This is a genomic window from Bradyrhizobium sp. BR 1433, assembly GCF_051547665.1.
Lineage (GTDB): Bacteria > Pseudomonadota > Alphaproteobacteria > Rhizobiales > Xanthobacteraceae > Bradyrhizobium > Bradyrhizobium australafricanum.
Map to the genome: position 1 here is coordinate 242,682 of NZ_JBPUGG010000001.1, position 16,792 is coordinate 259,473.

General features: G+C 65.1%; 18 protein-coding genes and 1 pseudogene. 9 read left to right on the forward strand and 10 right to left on the reverse strand.

Translation table 11 applies throughout. From position 1 onward, the window contains the following. The first annotated feature begins 24 nt into the window (after positions 1 to 24). Complete coding sequence (locus tag ACSKB9_RS01220) at positions 25 to 729, forward strand: GrlR family regulatory protein (protein WP_057019933.1); 705 nt, start codon at positions 25 to 27, stop codon at positions 727 to 729. Positions 730 to 739: 10 nt separating this feature from the next. On the opposite strand, the gene ACSKB9_RS01225 is transcribed toward ACSKB9_RS01220, so the two are convergent. Beyond that, positions 740 to 1,183, reverse strand: a complete 444-nt coding sequence (locus ACSKB9_RS01225) for a DMT family transporter (RefSeq protein ID WP_016843015.1) — start codon at positions 1,181 to 1,183, stop codon at positions 740 to 742. A gap of 159 nt (positions 1,184 to 1,342) precedes the next feature. Here ACSKB9_RS01225 and ACSKB9_RS01230 point away from each other — a divergent pair, with 159 nt between their 5' ends. Continuing rightward, positions 1,343 to 2,965, forward strand: a complete 1,623-nt coding sequence (locus ACSKB9_RS01230) for an ABC-F family ATP-binding cassette domain-containing protein (RefSeq protein WP_253608876.1) — start codon at positions 1,343 to 1,345, stop codon at positions 2,963 to 2,965. A gap of 1 nt (position 2,966) precedes the next feature. On the opposite strand, the gene ACSKB9_RS01235 is transcribed toward ACSKB9_RS01230, so the two are convergent. The 3 genes from ACSKB9_RS01235 to ACSKB9_RS01245 all read right to left on the reverse strand — a co-directional run bounded on the left by ACSKB9_RS01235 (position 2,967) and on the right by ACSKB9_RS01245 (position 5,627). After that, positions 2,967 to 3,599, reverse strand: a complete 633-nt coding sequence (locus tag ACSKB9_RS01235) for a DapH/DapD/GlmU-related protein (RefSeq protein ID WP_168857003.1) — start codon at positions 3,597 to 3,599, stop codon at positions 2,967 to 2,969. Positions 3,600 to 3,675: 76 nt separating this feature from the next. Then, the gene (locus ACSKB9_RS01240; protein ID WP_438071220.1) at positions 3,676 to 4,650 is read right to left on the reverse strand and encodes a glycerophosphodiester phosphodiesterase family protein; all 975 of its coding nucleotides are present in this window, start codon (positions 4,648 to 4,650) and stop codon (positions 3,676 to 3,678) included. 65 nt (positions 4,651 to 4,715) lie between these two features. Next, the gene (locus ACSKB9_RS01245) at positions 4,716 to 5,627 is read right to left on the reverse strand and encodes a dienelactone hydrolase family protein (protein WP_438071222.1); all 912 of its coding nucleotides are present in this window, start codon (positions 5,625 to 5,627) and stop codon (positions 4,716 to 4,718) included. A 110-nt stretch (positions 5,628 to 5,737) separates the two neighbouring features. Between ACSKB9_RS01245 and ACSKB9_RS01250 the strand changes: the two genes are divergently transcribed. Continuing rightward, entirely contained in the window at positions 5,738 to 6,613 is an 876-nt protein-coding gene (locus ACSKB9_RS01250; RefSeq protein ID WP_057019936.1) for an MBL fold metallo-hydrolase, read from the forward strand. Between the two features lie 25 nt (positions 6,614 to 6,638). Here the strand turns inward: ACSKB9_RS01250 and ACSKB9_RS01255 are convergent, their stop codons facing one another. The 3 genes from ACSKB9_RS01255 to ACSKB9_RS01265 are packed head-to-tail and all read right to left on the reverse strand — an operon-like array spanning position 6,639 to position 8,064. Continuing rightward, on the reverse strand, positions 6,639 to 6,830 hold the full coding sequence (locus ACSKB9_RS01255; RefSeq protein WP_076832084.1) for a hypothetical protein: 192 nt from the start codon (positions 6,828 to 6,830) through the stop codon (positions 6,639 to 6,641). Between the two features lie 50 nt (positions 6,831 to 6,880). Further along, positions 6,881 to 7,183, reverse strand: coding sequence for a PilZ domain-containing protein (locus ACSKB9_RS01260; RefSeq protein ID WP_057019938.1), 303 nt, complete (start codon positions 7,181 to 7,183; stop codon positions 6,881 to 6,883). A gap of 8 nt (positions 7,184 to 7,191) precedes the next feature. Then, on the reverse strand, positions 7,192 to 8,064 hold the full coding sequence (locus ACSKB9_RS01265; RefSeq protein ID WP_438080013.1) for a DUF2336 domain-containing protein: 873 nt from the start codon (positions 8,062 to 8,064) through the stop codon (positions 7,192 to 7,194). Between the two features lie 774 nt (positions 8,065 to 8,838). Here ACSKB9_RS01265 and ACSKB9_RS01270 point away from each other — a divergent pair. After that, positions 8,839 to 9,582 (forward strand): helix-turn-helix domain-containing protein, encoded by a 744-nt coding sequence (locus ACSKB9_RS01270; protein ID WP_438071224.1) that lies wholly within the window; start codon positions 8,839 to 8,841, stop codon positions 9,580 to 9,582. A gap of 71 nt (positions 9,583 to 9,653) precedes the next feature. Continuing rightward, a complete protein-coding gene (locus ACSKB9_RS01275; RefSeq protein WP_438071226.1) occupies positions 9,654 to 9,899 on the forward strand; it encodes a PilZ domain-containing protein in 246 nt (81 codons plus the stop codon). A gap of 122 nt (positions 9,900 to 10,021) precedes the next feature. On the opposite strand, the gene ACSKB9_RS01280 is transcribed toward ACSKB9_RS01275, so the two are convergent. Further along, complete coding sequence (locus ACSKB9_RS01280; RefSeq protein WP_021079659.1) at positions 10,022 to 10,270, reverse strand: hypothetical protein; 249 nt, start codon at positions 10,268 to 10,270, stop codon at positions 10,022 to 10,024. Between the two features lie 150 nt (positions 10,271 to 10,420). Here ACSKB9_RS01280 and ACSKB9_RS01285 point away from each other — a divergent pair, with 150 nt between their 5' ends. After that, on the forward strand, positions 10,421 to 11,098 hold the full coding sequence (locus tag ACSKB9_RS01285) for a nitroreductase (RefSeq protein WP_438071228.1): 678 nt from the start codon (positions 10,421 to 10,423) through the stop codon (positions 11,096 to 11,098). Positions 11,099 to 11,332: 234 nt separating this feature from the next. Next, positions 11,333 to 12,496 carry an acyl-CoA dehydrogenase family protein gene (locus tag ACSKB9_RS01290; protein WP_438071230.1) on the forward strand — a complete coding sequence of 388 codons (1,164 nt, stop codon included), beginning with the start codon at positions 11,333 to 11,335 and terminating at the stop codon, positions 12,494 to 12,496. A gap of 149 nt (positions 12,497 to 12,645) precedes the next feature. Here the strand turns inward: ACSKB9_RS01290 and ACSKB9_RS01295 are convergent. Continuing rightward, positions 12,646 to 14,726, reverse strand: a pseudogene (locus tag ACSKB9_RS01295) (methyl-accepting chemotaxis protein). A 165-nt stretch (positions 14,727 to 14,891) separates the two neighbouring features. Next, positions 14,892 to 15,143: a hypothetical protein gene (locus tag ACSKB9_RS01300; protein WP_438071231.1), complete on the reverse strand. Its 252-nt coding sequence runs from the start codon at positions 15,141 to 15,143 to the stop codon at positions 14,892 to 14,894. Positions 15,144 to 15,336: 193 nt separating this feature from the next. Here ACSKB9_RS01300 and ACSKB9_RS01305 point away from each other — a divergent pair, with 193 nt between their 5' ends. Together ACSKB9_RS01305 and ACSKB9_RS01310 are read left to right on the forward strand one after the other, a co-directional pair. Continuing rightward, a complete protein-coding gene (locus tag ACSKB9_RS01305) occupies positions 15,337 to 15,927 on the forward strand; it encodes an NADPH-dependent FMN reductase (RefSeq protein WP_057019944.1) in 591 nt (196 codons plus the stop codon). Between the two features lie 34 nt (positions 15,928 to 15,961). Further along, entirely contained in the window at positions 15,962 to 16,744 is a 783-nt protein-coding gene (locus ACSKB9_RS01310) for an SDR family NAD(P)-dependent oxidoreductase (RefSeq protein ID WP_438071232.1), read from the forward strand. The last annotated feature ends 48 nt before the right edge of the window (positions 16,745 to 16,792 follow it).

A 16,792-nucleotide genomic window follows, 5' to 3' on the forward strand; every position in this document is an offset into this window, starting at 1 on the left:
ATTTTATTTTTTTGGATTTTTTGCGTGCTCAACGGACTTTACAAGGTCGAGTACGGCATCAACGGCGCATTCGGCCGCAGCATCATGTGCATGCATGACGGCAGGATGCTGGGCGGCAATTCGGCCTTTGCCCATCTCGGCACCTATCAGGTGACGGAAGGCGAGATCGCCGCCGAGGTGATCACCGAGCGCCACAATGACGATCCGAACTTCAAGCCGCTGATGGGCGCCGACGTCACCGTCATCAAGGTGCGCGGCAGGAGCGAGGGGTCCACCATCCTGCTCGAGGGCAAGGCTGACGCCATGCCGGACGGCGTGTTCTGGGCGAATTTGGCGCCGCTCGACGACGAGGCCTTGCCGCCGCGCGGGGCGGTCGGTCCCGGCGGCATCGTCAACGGACTGTACTCGATCCATCTGCGCGCGCTCGACGGTGTCGATGCCGGGCTCACCGGGGTCATGCTGCTGATGGACGGCCGCATTCTCGGCGGCGATGCGTTCTTCTACTATCTCGGTTCGTATTCGTCGGCCGATGGCCGCTGGCGAGGCGAGATCGTCAACCAGGAGCATACGCCGGCGAAGGGCGAGTACCCGGTGTTCGGCGGTTATGAAGTCGGCATCGGTTTTGCCGGTTCGTGCCGTGCGGACGGTGCCGAGCTCGAAGGCATCGCGCTGGCCGGCAAGCGCAGCCTTCGCCTGTCCGCCGAATTGCGCCTGATGCGCCGCGCCTGACGAGAGCCCGTCAATCCTTGATCAGAAGCACGCCGCCGATGATCAGCGCGATGCCGGCCAGCCGTGAAACCGACACCGGGTGCTGCGCCAGCCCGAACAAGCCGAAATGGTCCATCGCGATGCCCGCGAGCATTTGACCCGCAACCACCAGTGCCAGCAGGGTCGCGGCGCCGAGTGGCGGCAGCAGCAGGATCATCAGCAGGATAAAGATGCCGCCGAGGACGCCGCCGCTCCAGGCCCACCACGGCACCGCCGTCACCAGCTTCCAGGACGGCACCGGCTCGCGCGTCGCGACCAGCACGACCGCCATCGTCACGAGCCCGCCGAGATAGCTGACGAGCCCGGCCCAGGCCGGCGAGTTGAGGGCGGACCTGAGATTGCCGTTCAGGACCTGCTGAACGGCGACGCAGATGCCGGCGCCGAGCGCGAGCAGATAGAGAAACCAGACTTGCATAAGATGCCCCAAAACCGATCGTCGAACCGCTTCATGTCATATTCGATTGGCAACGATCGTGGCATGCACGAAACGCGGCACGAACCTGCGGAATGGGCTTCCACCCACGTCCCAGATCGAATAAGAGGCCGCAAACCCTCAGTTCCCCAGTATTAGAGCATGATCCGCCTCGATAACGTCTCCAAGCAAGTCGGCCACCAGATCCTCTTCATCGAAGCCTCCGCGGCGCTCCAGAAGGGCGAGAAGATCGGCCTCGTCGGGCCGAACGGCGCCGGCAAGACCACGCTGTTCCGGATGATCTCGGGCCGGGAAATCCCGGACGAGGGCCAGGTCTCGCTCGATCGCGGCATTTCGATCGGCTATTTCAGCCAGGATGTCGGCGAGATGTCCGGCCGCAGCGCGGTCGCCGAGGTGATGGATGGGGCAGGGCCCGTCAGCGTGGTCGCGGCCGAGCTCAGGGAACTCGAGGCCGCGATGGCCGACCCCGACAAGGCCGACGAGATGGACGATATCATCGCGCGCTATGGCGAGGTGCAGCATCAGTTCGAGGAGCTCGACGGCTATGCGCTCGACGGCCGCGCGCGCGAGGCGCTGGCGGGTCTCGGCTTCAGCCAGGAGATGATGGACGGCGACGTCGGCAAACTCTCCGGCGGCTGGAAGATGCGGGTGGCGCTGGCGCGCATCCTCTTGATGCGTCCGGACGTCATGCTGCTCGACGAGCCGAGCAACCATCTCGATCTCGAAAGCCTGATCTGGCTCGAGCAGTTCCTGAAAGGCTATGAGGGCGCGTTGCTGATGACCTCGCATGACCGCGAGTTCATCAACCGGATCATCAACAAGGTGGTCGAGATCGACGCCGGCCAGCTCACCACCTATTCCGGCAATTACGAGTTCTACGAACAGCAGCGCGCGCTCTCCGACAAGCAGCAGCAGGCGCAGTTCGAGCGGCAGCAGGCAATGCTCGCCAAGGAGATCAAATTCATCGAGCGCTTCAAGGCGCGCGCCTCGCACGCCGCCCAGGTGCAGAGCCGGGTCAAGAAGCTCGACAAGATCGAACGGGTCGAGCCGCCGCGGCGGCGGCAGACCGTGGCGTTCGAATTTCAGCCGGCACCGCGCTCGGGCGAGGATGTCGTCAGCCTGAAGAACGTCCACAAGGCCTATGGCAGCAAGCGCATTTATGACGGCCTCGACTTCATGATCCGTCGCAAGGAGCGCTGGTGCGTGATGGGCATCAACGGTGCCGGCAAGTCGACGCTCCTGAAGCTGGTCGCCGGTTCAACCGAGCCCGACGACGGCGCGGTCGCGGTCGGCGGCAGCGTCAAGATGGGCTATTTCGCCCAGCATGCGATGGACCTGCTCGATGGCGAGCGCACCGTGTTCCAGTCGCTGGAGGACGCGTTTCCGCAGGCCGGGCAGGGCAGCCTTCGCGCGCTCGCCGGCTGCTTCGGCTTCTCCGGCGACGACGTCGAGAAGAAGTGCCGGGTGCTCTCGGGCGGCGAGAAGGCGCGGCTGGTGATGGCCAAGATGCTGTTCGATCCGCCGAACTTCCTGGTGCTGGACGAGCCGACCAACCATCTCGATCTCGCCACCAAGGAGATGCTGATCAATGCGCTCTCCGAGTTCGAGGGCACGATGCTGTTCGTCTCGCACGACCGGCACTTCCTCGCCGCGCTCTCCAACCGCGTGCTGGAGCTGACCCCTGACGGCATCCACCAATATGGCGGCGGCTACACTGAGTATGTCGCGCGTACCGGCCAGGAAGCGCCGGGACTGCGGAGCTAGCTCAAGTCCGCCATCGCGCGCAAAACGCCTCGACGTCGCCGGACTGGAATTCCGGCAGGCGCTCCCAGATGGTTTCAGCCGGCCAGTTCCACCAGGCGATCTGCGACAGCTCGGCGGCGATCTTGCGGTTGAACCGCTCCTTGATCGGCCGGGCCGGCACGCCGCCGACGATGGTGTAGGGCGCGACATCGCGCGAGACCACGGCGCCGGCCGCCAGCACCGCGCCGTCTCCGACGGTGACGCCGGGCAGCACGATCACGCCGTGGCCGATCCAGACGTCGTTACCGATCACGACGCGATCCGCGCGTCGGTTCCTGAAGAAGTCATGATCGCGCTCGGCTGAGGCGGTGTAATATTCCGGACAATAGGTGAAGCGATGCTGGGAGGGGCGCTCGAGCGGATGATTGGGCGCGCCGATCCGGACCTGCGCCGCGATCGCGCAGAAGCGGCCGATCACGGCGTCGGCGACGATGCAGCCGCTGCCGAGATAGGAGTAGTCGCCAAGCTCGGTGTATTCGATCGCGGTGTCGCCGAGAACCTCACAGCAACGTCCGACCCTGACCTCGCGCAGCTTGACCGTCGGCTCGATGACGGTTTCGGCGATCTTGGGGCGGGTCAGGCTCGGTGCGTTCATAGCGTTGTCCTCGATGCGACGAGCCGCTTCAGTCGCACAATTTCTATGACGGAGAGATGACAGGAGGAGGCCGGATCTAACGCCCGGCGAGGCGGGCGATGGTCTCGATTTCGTTGGTCCAGATCCCGCCGGAATAGCTTTCGGGCAGGCGCCGGAACAGGTCGGCATCGTCGACCCCGGTCGAGAATTCGCCGCCCTGATAAGGCCCGAGCACGAAGACCGCGCTGTTGGCCGCGGCCATGCGGTTGAGGAAGCGGTCCGGCCATCCCCATAGCCAGGGCGCGTAGTTGATCGGCACCAGCACGATGGCGTTGCGGCAGGCATCAGGAACGATGCCGGTCCAGCCATAGCCGATATAGCGGACGAGGCATCTCTTGAGCGTCGCGCGCGAAATGGTTCGGGTCTCCGGCGCAAGCCGCCGGATCGTCTCGATCGGCTCGTCGCCGCCATAAACCATGATTAGCTTGCGCCGTTCGGCGGCGAGCCGGTTCAAGACCGTTGCGAGCTTCTCGCCTTCGGAGGGATCGCGGCTCTTGACGTTGATCAGGAGCCGGCGATCCGGAAAGGTCTTAAGCGCCTCGTCCAGCGACGGCATCAGGCCGATGCCCTTGCCGCGGAACGGGAAGGTCTTGCCGCCATCGGCCGTGTAGCCATAGCCGATATCGAGCATCTTCAGCCGCGCCATCGGCTGTTCGCGGGTGACGCCCTGGCCATCGGTGCGGCAATCGACGGTCCAGTCGTGAAACACCGCGAACTCGCCGTCGGTCGTCGGATGGACGTCGAGCTCGACGATATCGGCGCCGCGCTCGAAGCTCGCCCGCATCGAGCGGATCGTGTTCTCGAGATAGTCATGGGTCGGCGGCAGCATGCGCGCCGCGGTGCAGGTGTCGTTCTTGAGGTCGCGCTCGTCGAAACGCTGCGCCATGCCGCGATGGGCGAGCAGCACCGGCTTGCCGCCGGCATGCGTTGCGAGAAGGCTCGTGTTGTTAAGGTAGATTGCGGCGGCGACGGCAACGATCGCCGCTGCCGCGTATTCCAGTTTCCTGCCCAAGCAACTCGGTTCCTTGCTGGATCGCCGGCCCGGGTAGGGGGGCTTTCTGGTCGATTTGCGGCGGCCTAATCCTTCAAGCCGTCCACTGCGGCAATCGCCCGCACCATCGCGTCCTGGAGCGCCGCGCTGTTGGCGGGATTCGACTGGCGGCGACGGCCGGGATCGTCGAAATCGTGGGTGGCACCCGGATAAACCACGACGTCGATCTTGCTGCCGGCAGCAACGGAGCGGCTGGCGACGTCCCGGCAGCGGTCGGGCGATACTTCCTCGTCGTCCGTGCCGAGCAACATCGTGATCGGTGCTGCCGACCCGAGCGTCTGCGCCAGCAGCGCGGCCGGCCCGCAGCCCGGATAGAACACGAGCGCGGCGCGATACCCCGACGTCGTCGCGCCTTGCCGCTGCATCACGTTCAGCGCGGTGCTGCCGCCATTCGACCATCCCTGCAGGAAGATGCGGTTGCTGCTGATCTCCTTCTGGCTGCGCAGCCAGCTCAGCGCGCCCTCGGCGTCTAGCGGCCGCACAGTCTTTTCATTGACGTCGCTGCGATCAGGATCGTCATGCGTGTAGCGGCCGAAGCCGTGCGCCTTGCCGCGCGGACCAAAACTGTCCGGCAGCAGCGCGAAATAGCCGTGGTCGGCCCAATACTGTCCCCACATCGCGTGGCGCTTGGACAGGCTGCCGGCATTGCAGGCCGCCGACGGATTGGTCCGCGACACCAGCGTGCAGTCCTTGTTGACGTTGGTCGAATAGGGGCCGCCGCGGCCGTGCAGCAGCACGATGGCAGGGTGCGGGCCCGGCGTTTGCGGCCTGAACAGGTAGCCGACGATCTCGGTCTTGCCGTCGGCGCTCGGAAAGAAAACGGTGTCGGGCGCGGCTGCCGCCGCTGTCGGCAATGTCGTGAGCATCAGGAGGACGATCGGAATCGCGCAATGGGTCATTCCCGCAGCATGAGCAGGATTTCGGATGAATTGCGGCATGGTTGTTTCCCTCCAGCAATGCAAAGCCGCATGGCGTGCTGCACGGCGCTCGGCTTGTGAGGCGAAGTGCCGCCCGCTACGCTTTACAAAAAACCGGGAGCGAAACAACCATGAAGCAGATCAGGATCGGCGACATCACGATCGACGCGGTGATCGAGCGCGAAGGACCGTGGCGGCGGCCGCAGGATTTCTTCCCGACCTACAACGACGATGTGTTCAAGCATCATCTGAAGACGATGGAGCCGGAGGTCTTCGACGCCGCGCGCGGCATGATGGTGATCACCTATCAGACCTTCGTGGTGCGGACGCCGCGCTACACCATCCTGGTCGATACCTGCACCGGCGAGGACAAGGGCCACCCGCCGCCGTTCGACTTCCCGGGCAAGGAGCGCTGGCGCAACGAGCTGTTCGCGCTCGGCATCTCCTATGAGCAGATCGATTATGTGTTCTGCACCCATCTGCACATCGACCACACCGGCTGGAATACGACGCTGCGCGACGGGCGCTGGGTGCCGACCTTCCCGAACGCGAAATACGTCTTCCACAAGGGCGAGTATGCGGCCTGGGAGGCCGAGAACGCCAAGGGCGCCAATCCGCCCGGTACGGTGTTCCGCGACAATTGTCTGCCGATCGTCGAGGCCGGGCAGGCGCTCCTGGTCGACGACGACTACGCGCTCGACGACACCGTGACGCTGACGCCGACCCCGGGCCATTCGCCCTGCCATTGCTGCATCAACATCTTCTCGAAGGGGCAGCGCGCGGTGGTCGCGGGCGACCTGATGCACCATGCAATCCAGTGCCGCGAACCGGAATGGTCGGCCAAGCCCGATTGGGACCCGAAGCAGTCGGCGATATCGCGGCGGAAATTCTTTGCCTCCGTTGCCGAGACCGACACGCTGATCCTGCCGATCCATTTTCCGGCCCCGACGGTCGGCCTGATCAAGGCGGATGGCGATCGCTTCGACTATCGCTTCAAGCGGGAGTAGGCGCGCGACAGTCGGTAGCTCAAGGTCACCGCGCTGCGCGGGTCCGGCGCGGGACCTGGGTCAGAAACCGTTCCAGATCGGCGCACAGGCGATGCGCCATTTCCTCGTCGATCGCAAACGTCGCGACGGTGCCGGCGCAGTCGATCTCGATGGTCCCGCGCAACGGTGCGGCGGAGGCGGTCGATACCCTGATGTTGGTCGCTCTCTGTACGGTCATGTCGTCAACTTCCCTTCGGGCCGGTTGCGCCAATCCTCATTTTGCAATCCTCACCTTGGAATGACGGGGCGTCCCTTTCGCCGTCTCTCTTCGATGAACCTCACGCCGATCTCGGCACCGTCGACGCGAACCAGTTCGCAGCGGCGGAAGGCCAGTCCACGCGAGGACAGCACCAGGAAGAACTCCTGGGCCTTCAGCACATCGAGCGATCCGTCGACCTCGAGCCGGGCCCCGCTCTGCGAGACGTCGAGCAGGATGCAACTCCGCCGCCACGTGCCGTCGACACCCATGAGATTGACGGGATAGCGCGTCTCGAGCCTGACGCGTTCCGCCCTGCGGTCACCATACGTCATTGCATCACTCACACTGCCTGGGAGCGCTTCGCGGTCAGCTCGCTAAGCGAACCGAACCGGATCGTGCGCTGCGCGTTGGATAGCGCCAGTCCTTCAAACATGTCCCGTGCGCGCTGCAGCTCATCGGGTGCAACCGTCAGGCCGGCCTTCCGGTAGCTGACGATGGCAGCCGTCGTGTTCCAGTTCAGTCGCGATGCGCGGCAGGCGATCACGAGTCCGCTGATGTCGGCGGCTTCTATCAGCGGTGCGATCGTCTCGATCGGAACGGTTGCGAGCTGCGCCAGCGCCGCAACGACGTTGCGGACCTCTCGCCTGATCGCGAAACGGTTGACGCTGGAATCGTTCAACTGCCCGGTTCTGTTCAAGGCCAGCACGGTGGCCCGCGCCTCCGCATAGTCGATTGTGGCTGGTGGGGTTGCGTAGGCGCGGGCTGCGCTGGCATCGATCGCAGCGCGGATCGCGTCCTGAATGTCGGGGCGTGCGCGTTTGAGCAGCCGGGCCTGTTGGCGCGGCGTTGATCGCATCACGAGGTCGACAAGAACGCGATGGGGCAGGTCGCTGCGCGATATCAGCGCGTCGGCGATGTCGTCGTCGCGCTCGGCGGCATCGACCATCATGGCGAGGCCTGCGCTGGTCATATCAGCGCCGGGATTGCGCGCGAGGACTCGAAGCACGCTGCTGTCGCCTCGCATCACGAGAATGTCCGTGAGCTCCGCATTGACGGCCTTGCGTCCTGCGATCGCGCAGAGGTGTCCCTCGGCCCGCATCCAGGCGATGTCGATCAGGTCGGCATCGGGGAGGCATTCGCATTTGCGCAGGATCGGAGCGGCGACATCGGCGTCGTCATGGTTGGCCAGACGGCGCGCGAGTTCCCGCGGCACCAGGCGCAAATCGGCAAACGAGCGGCTGAGCGTGGTCAGGGTCCGTAGTTCGACGCTCTCGGTCAGGCGGACCAGGATGCCGTCGAACATCTCGACGTGGTGCGCGCTGAGGCGGTGAGCGTCTTCGAGAAACAACCCGGCCACCTCCTGCAGCATGCGCGTGCGGAGGTCGGGCGAACCAGCTTTCAAGACATGGTCGAGTTTGGCAATAAGATCGGGCGAGGCAATGACTGTCATTGCGGTCTCTAAAATGGTCCGCGACGAGGAACATCATCGTTCCCGATGCCAATTTGCTCCTCGAATCTTTAATAGGGGTATAGAAATTGATGGGGAGGGCCGATTGCGGCGGTGGATATCCCGCTAAAGACTATCGAAATTCGGCAGCCGCGTTACATTGGCGGATTGTCCGGTTCGACGAACGGACCGCATTTTTCCTGATTGAACCTATTGGACGATTCGCATTTTGTGCATGGAATTTATTGATGCGGCCGGCGCGCAAGGCGCCGCGTCGCACGCAATTTTTCAAGAGTATTTCACGGGAGCGGTCATTTGACGGCGCCATTACCGGTGCCGAGAGTTTTTCGTTTTGACGATGTTGATGCATTCCGGAGTTCGATCCGAAATCTGGATGTTGATTTCACGCCACTTGCGCGGAAGATTTCGGCCGAGCAGGTCATCCTGAGTTTGCCGGGATGCGAGCTCAACTACACGCAGTCCTTTCCGCGGATCGTCGACGCACAGCTTGCGCCGCACACCACTGCGGTCGGCTTCACGATGGATGACGGGGTCCCGATCCGCTTCAACGGCGTCGAGCGCGATCGCGCGGTCATTGTGCTCGGTGGCGGCGGCGCGTTCTACTCGTCGGTGGAGGAGACGCCCCGCCAATATGCCTCGGTGATGTTTACGCCGGAGATTGTCGACCGCGGCTGGCCACAGCCGGGTCTTCATTTCAGCATTCACGAAATTTCTCAACGCGCGCAGGATCGGCTGCGCGAAGTGGTAAGGCACATCCTGCTCGTGACCTCGCAGCCGACCGATGATGCCCCGTTCGCTAGCGGCGAGTCGATCAAGGAGACGCTGCTTGCGGCGATCGACAACGCCTTCGCCGAGATCGTACCGGCCAAGTGGACGATGCGGGCCAACACGACGCGCCAGTTCAAGGTCTTCAACGACGCGCGCGCAATTCTGGCAGGCGACGTGGCGCACCCGATCTACAGCGGCGAACTTGCCAGGCAGATCGGCGTGTCGGTGCGCACGCTGCATGACGCCATCCAGCGCTACCGGGGCGTCAGCCTGCATCGCTATTTGCGGTTGCGCCGGCTCTGGCTGGTGCGCCAGCAACTGCTGGCCGGTGCGCCGAGTGTCAAGACGTGCGCGCTGGCCTACGGATTTTGGCATTTAAGCGATTTTTCGCGCAGCTATCGGTCGCAGTTCGGAGAAGCGCCGTCGGAGACGCTGGCCGCCTCGCGCCGTCCGGGCGCCACCCGCGCCGATCCGTCCCGCGGACACGGTTCGTAACCATCGATCTGAACGGAATCTTAACGGCCGCCGACGAGCCTGTGGGTACGATTTCACCAGAGGCGACGGCAATGCATCCCCGGAGATTTGCGCGTGTTCGTCCGAGCGGATGCGTGTCCAGCGTGGTCGAGCTCCAGCTTGAACCGAAGGCGCCGCTGATCGAGTGCCGGCTGGTGGACTATTCGGCCGGCGGGGCGTGCCTGGAATTTGCCAAACCGATCCAGTTGCCGGAACGTTTCGAAATGTTTCACGGCAACACCCGGAAGCGTTGCCGGCGGGTCTGGAGCAGGGGCGTGCGGGTCGGCGTCTCGTTCTGAGGGCGCCCGCCTATCAGGGGCGATCCACCGGCCAATAGCCGTTCGGGCCGCGCCCTGCGCGACCCGATGTTTGTCCCGATTGAAGTCTGTCCCGATGAGGGGGAAAGGCGTCGGCGAGGGGCTCAGGCGCCGCTCTGGCACTTCTTCATGAACGAGGTTTTGGCCGCGCCGGCGAGCTTCTTGCCGTCGGAGCCGACTGCCTTGGTCTCGCAGGCATCCGTAGTGCACTTCTTCATGAACGAGGTCTTGGCCGCGCCGGCCAGCGGCTTGCCGTCCTTGCCGACGGCTTTCGTCTCGCAGGAGGCGTCCTGTGCAAATGCCGAACCGGCGGCAAAGGTCGCGATCACCGCCGCCAAGAAAATCCGCTTCATCTGGGTTCTCCCTAAACCAAACCAGTGGCCGGATTGGATACGGGATTCTTGGCCCGATCAAGTTCCCATGGCCGATTTTGTCGATAAAATAACCCGATCAGATCAAGGAAATTCCGCGTGCAGCGCGGAACAAAATCGGGGAAGCGCGGAATGGAATTTGAGACGCTGGTACAGTCACGCAAAAGCGTGCGCGGGTTCAAGAAGCAGCCGGTGTCGCGGGCGACAGTCGAGGAGATCATCGAGGTGGCCAAGCGCGCGCCGTCCTCGATGAACACCCAGCCCTGGCACGTCCACGTCCTGGCCGGGGCGCCGCTGGAGGAAGTGCGCCGCCGCAACATGGAAGAGATGGTCGCCGGTGCCAAGGTGAAGCGCGACATCATCAGCCATGGCGAATACCAGGGCGTGCACCGCGGCCGCCAGGTCGACATCGCCAAGAAGCTGTTCGGGGCGATGGGGATCGCCCGCGACGACAAGCCGATGCGGCAGGATTGGGTGCTGCGCGGCTTCCGCCAGTTCGACGCCCCGGTGTCGCTGGTCCTGACCTACGACCGGATCCTCGATCCGGGCGCGGTCTGCCATTTCGATCTCGGCGCGCTCTGCTACGGCATCGTGCTGGCAGCCTGGGATCGCGGCCTTGGCAGCGTGATCAACGGCCAGGGCATCATGCGCTCCGACATCGTGCGCGAGGTCGCCGACATCCCGGAAGACGAGGTGATCATGACTTGCGTCGCGATGGGCTATCCCGACGACAGCTTTGCCGCCAATGCGGTGCGCTCCGACCGCGAGGCCAACAACGATTTTGTCCGCTACGTCGGCTTTGCCGATTAGCGCCGCGTCGTTCGCTTGCTCAGGGGAACAACCTCGTGCGGCACGCTCGGTTGCGCGATGCACGGGCGTGTCCGGCGCATTTGCGTACGCGCCGACCACGCCGCGGGATATTGAATTCCGCGCCGTGAAACCATCGCGCGAGCGTGAGCACGGCTGCGCGTTTCCGCTATTCTCGCCGGTAAAAAATGCGCTACTGGTTTTTTGAAGCACAACCGCGCGGGCGAGGAATCCCAGATGAGCGACGATGAACAGACAGCCATGATCCGCGAGACCGTCGCGAGATTCGTCGATCGCGAACTGATCCCGCTCGAGCCGCACTATCTGAAATCGAAGCTGCCCGGCAGCGATCACCCCGAGCTCACGTCGGAACAGCGCAAGCGGCTGCGCGACGTCTCGAAGGAGCTCGGCCTCTGGGGCCTCGATGCGCCCGAGGATCTCGGTGGCCACGACCTGCCGACGCGCACGATGGCTGCGGTGCACGAAGAACTCGGCCGCAGTTGCGTGCCGTTCGTGCTGCCGCCGGACTCGCCGAACCTGCGCATGCTGCAGGCGGTCGGTACCGACGCGCAGAAGAAGAAATATCTGCAGCCCTATATCGAAGGCCGGATGGCCTCGGCGATCGCGATCTCCGAGCCCGGCGCCGGCGGCGATCCCGCGGGCATGAAGACGCGCGCGGTGCTCGAAGGCGAACAGTGGGTGCTCAACGGCCGCAAGATCTGGATCAGCAATGCACGCGCCGCCGACTTCATCATCGTGATGGCGCGGGTCGGCAACGATCAGCGCCAGGGCGGCATCACCTCCTTCATCGTCGAGAAGGGCACGGCGGGCTTCGTCATCGAGCGCGAGATTCCGATGGTCGGCGGCGGCTCGACCTATGAGATCGTGTTCGAGGATTGCCGCATCCCGAAGGACTCCGTGCTGGGCGAGGTCGGCAAGGGCTACGCGCCGATGCAGCTGCGGCTGCGGACGCGGCGGCTTGAGATGGGATCGACCTGCGTCGGCATCACCAAGCGTGCGCTCGACATGATGTGCGAGCACGCCAGGCAGCGCGAGACCTTCGGCGTCAAGCTCGCCGAGCGCCAGGCGATCCAGTGGTGGATCGCCGATATCTCCACGCGCATGCATGCGTGCCGGCTGATGGTGCGCGAGGCTGCCGACAAGACCGACCGCGGCGAGGACATCCGCCACGAGGCCTCGATGATCAAGGTGTTCGCGACCGAGATGGCCTATGACGCCTGCGACCACGCCATGCAGACGCTCGGCGCGCTCGGCGTGACGCTGGAATTGCCGCTGAACGCGCTGTGGCAGAAGGCGCGCCTGATGCGGGTGTACGAAGGGCCGAGCGAGGTGCATCGCCAGGCGATCGCCCGCCGCGTGCTCGGCCTGCGCGGCGGCTAGCAGGGCGCGCGGCCCTCAGGCAAACCCGTCATTGCGAGCGCAAGCGAAGCAATCCATCGTGCCGCAGTGGAGACATGGATTGCTTCGTCGCTGTCGCTCCTCGCAATGACGAGGAGAAAACCTGCCACGTGGTCGCCACGTGCTCTCGGTTACGCCGCCCGCACGTCGGACAGGAAGCGGTTGACCTGGCCGGCGAGGTCCTTGGACTGCGTCGAGAGCTGTTCGGCTGCGCCGAGCACTTGGTTCGCGGCGCCGCCGGTGTCGTCCGCGGCGCGCTGCACGCCGGAGATGTTGGAATTGACCTCCTGCGTGCCGCGCGCGGCTTCCTGAACACTGCGTGAGATCTCCTTGGTCGCCGAGCCCTGTTCCTCGATCGCAGCGGCGATCGCGGTGCCGATCTGGTCGATCTCGGTGATGACGTCGATGACGCTGCGGATCGCCGTCACGGTCTCGTCGCTCGCGGTCTGGATCGCGGTGATCTGTTCGGAGATCTCCGTGGTTGCCTTCGCGGTCTGGCCGGCCAGCGACTTCACCTCGGACGCGACCACGGCAAAGCCGCGGCCGGCCTCGCCGGCGCGGGCCGCCTCGATGGTGGCGTTGAGCGCGAGCAGATTGGTCTGTGCCGCGATGCTCTGGATCAGCGTCACGACGTCGCCGATCTTCTGCGCGCCCTCGGCCAGCGAGCGCGCGGTGTCGCCGGTGCGCCGGGCATGGTCGACCGCGCGCGCGGCGATCTCGGTCGAGGTCGCGACTTGGCGGGCGATCTCCGAAATCGAGGAGGTCAGCTCCTCGGTGGCGCTCGCCACCGTCTGCACGTTGGTCGAGGTCTGATCGGACGCCGCGGCGACGATTGCGGCTTGGCGGTTGGTGGCGGCGGCGGTGGCCGACATCGATTGCGCCGTGTCCTCCATCACCGAGGATGCCGCGGACAATCCGCCGACCAGCTCGGTGACCTTGGCTTCGAAGGCGCGGGTCAGATCGTCGAGCACGCGGGCGCGGCGCATCTTGACGTCGTTCTCGGCTTCCTTCTCGGCAGCGAGGCGATCGGCTTCGATCTTGTTGTCCTTGAACACCTGCACGGCGGCGGCCATCGCGCCGATCTCGTCCTTGCGCGCGGCGCCCGGGATCGTCTCGGCAACTTCGCCCGCGGCAAGACGCGACATCCGGCCGGTGAGGGCCGCGATCGGGTTGAGGATGCGGCGGCGGACCATGACGATCAGGCCGGCGCTGACGGCAACGACCGCGAGCAGCCCGATCAGCGCCACCACGAAGCTGAAGCGCGCCGACGAATACGCGCCCGCAAGGCCTTGCTCGGCATTCTCGTAGAATGCGTCGCGCACGGTGATGATGGAGGCGAGGCCGATCTGGGATTCGGCGTAATAGGTCTCGACGTCTTGCTCATACTTGCCGGAGATCGCGCCTTCCTTGGCGAGCTTCAGCGCCTTGCCGAAACGCTCGACGTAGTCGGCCTGCATCTTGCCCAGCGCCGTCAGGACATTGGCTGATGTCGCCGGATTGTTGCGCAACTCCTGCAGCGTCGAGAGGATCTGCTCGGTGCGGCCGGTGCTGCGGAACAGCTCCAGCTTTTCCTGTTCGGTCGCGACGCGCTTGGCGCCGACCAGCGCCTTGTGCAGGCTGGCATTGAGGCCGCCGGTGTCGCGCAGCGTCAGGCGACATTGGCGTAGCTGGCCTGGCGGTAGGCGTTGCCGTCAAGGCCGGCGAGGCGGCGCACCTGCTCGTCGAGCAGCACGGTGACGCCGGCGTTGAAGACGGAGTTGTCGGCGACGATCTTGGTTGCCGCCGGACGGCGGGCATCGACCGGACCTGCGATCGCCTTCTCGATCGCGTCGCGGAGCGCGGCGAACTTGGCCTTCAGCGCATCGATCGCGCTCGCAACCGCTTCGCCGTCGTCGAGCGAGCCGGGCAGCGTGGCGCGGACCTGATTGACCTTGGCGAGCGCGCCGTCGGTCAGCTTGCGCAGCTTGTCGAGATCGGTGATCTGCTTCTGGTCGATCGCACCGGTGCTGAACAAGAGGTTGGTGGACATGCCGCGTTCGGAGTTCATGTAGCGCGGGATGTCGCCGACGGCGCGGACGATTTCGAGCCGGCTCTGCGCGGTCGAGATCTTGTCCATGGTCTGGTACTTGGTCACCGCGACATAGGCCGCCAGTCCGCCGCCGACCGCGGACAATGAGACGATCGCGGCCGTCAGGAGAGTACCGATTTTCATGGGATGCGCGCCATTCTTGACGAGAGAGGGGAGGCCTCAACCGTAGCGGGCGTGCATTAAGCTTGGGTTTATGATGCGGGAGCCGCCGCAACGGCCCGGCCGTTTTGGTCCGAAAGTCGAAGGCGCCGCGTCGCCCGGCCGCGCGTGGCGGCAGGGCGTGACGCGTCAGTGCTCGTCGTCGTCAGCGCCCTTGGCCGCGGGGCGGTGCTGGGTGGCGCCGTTCGAGCCCGCTTCGCCGCAGGGGAGCTGGTTCCAGGTGCCATCGGCGGCCTGCTGATAGGCCTGGCAGCCGGACGAGGTGGTGGTCGTGGATTTGTCGTCGGCCTTCTGCCGCTCGGTACTCTTGACCAGCGCGGGCGTGGCAACGGCGGCGATGGCTGCGAGCGAGCCTGCGAAAACCAGCTTTGCGATCCGCATGTCGGTTCCTCCTTCTCGAAGCGAAAACATATCCAGAAAACAAATCTGGCGATTTTTGGCCACGGCGAAGGGCCTGCGACGAATTGCTTAATGCCGGCGAAGCGAGCCGGAATGCCGGTTAACACTTGTGCGCGGCGGCTCACCGCGCGCCGCGCCGCAGGACGCTGTTGCCGCACCATGCTAGGATCGCCCAATGACCCACCGCATACTCGTGTTCTACGGCTCCTATCGCTCGGATCGCATGGGCATCCGGCTGGCACACTTCGTCGTCGACGGCCTTCGTGCCCGCGGCAACGATGTCGAGTTGATCGATGCCAAGGAGGTCGGCCTGCCGATGCTCGACCGGATGTACAAGGAACATCCCAAGGGGCAGGCGCCGGCCGTGCTCGAAACGCTGGCCGGAAAAATCCGCGACGCTGACGGCTTCCTGTTCGTCACCGGCGAATACAATTGGGGCATCCAGCCCGGGCTGAAGAACCTGACCGACCATTTCCTCGAGGAATGGTTCTGGCGTCCCGCGGCGATCGCAAGCTATTCGGCCGGGCGGTTCGCCGGCGTGCGTGCCGCGACCGCCTGGCACGGTACGCTGTCCGAGATGGGCATGGTGGTGGTATCGAGCACGATCGGTGCGGGGCCGATCGCGCAGACGCTGTCGGCCGAGGGCAAGCCGATCGGCGAGGGCGGCAAGGCGCTCGAACGCGCCTTTCCGCGCTTTGCCGAGGATTTTTCCTGGTGGATCGAAGCCGCCAAGGCACAGCGGGCGCGCAAGGCGCCGCCCTACTGAGCGCAGGTCTGCCAATCCCGGGAGTTTCGCGATCATGAGCCTCTTCACATCGCCGTTCGATCCCGCACGCGAGACAGCCCTGGTCACCGGCGCGGGCAACGGCATCGGCCGCGCCATTGCGCAGGCCCTGGTCGGCGAAGGTGTGCGGACGGTGTTTGCCGATCTGTATGAGGACAGGGTTCTGGTGGCGATCAAGGCCGCGCCCCGTCCCGAACTCGCGGTCGCGTGGGCCGGCGATCTCGCGCAGCACGCGGCGTGCGACGCCCTGTTGGCGCATGCGCAAGCCTCGCTCGGGCAGGTGACCCATTTCGTCCACAGTGCTTCGCCGCCGCGCCGCGAAGCCGATCATGCGATGGCCGTCGATCAAGAGATCTGGCGGCAGATGCATGCGGTCAATCTCGATGCCGGCTTTCATTTGTCGCGCGAACTGGCGCGCAGGCTGATCGCGGCGAAGACGCCCGGCTCGTTCCTGCTGCTCACCTCGCTGCATGTCGGCACGCCGCGCAACCTGCCGCATTACTCGACCGCGAAGGCCGGCATGGCGATGCTGGTGAAGGAGCTTGCCAAGAGTTGGGGCCGCTATGGCATCCGCGTCAATGCGCTCGTGCCCGGCGCGATCGCGGCCGGCGGCTTCGTCGCCGATCCCGCGCTGGCAAAGCACATTCCGCTCGGGCGGCTTGGCCAGGCGGACGATCTCGCGCCGATGGCGCTTGCCGTGCTCTCGCACAAGCTCTCCGGTTACGTCACCGGGGCGTCGATCGTGGTCGACGGCGGCCTGTCGCTGACCAACTGGTTCGCGCCGCCGGAGCTCGATTGAGGATTCTCGTTCGACGCGTTTTCTTCACGCGAACCGGTGCCCATCCCG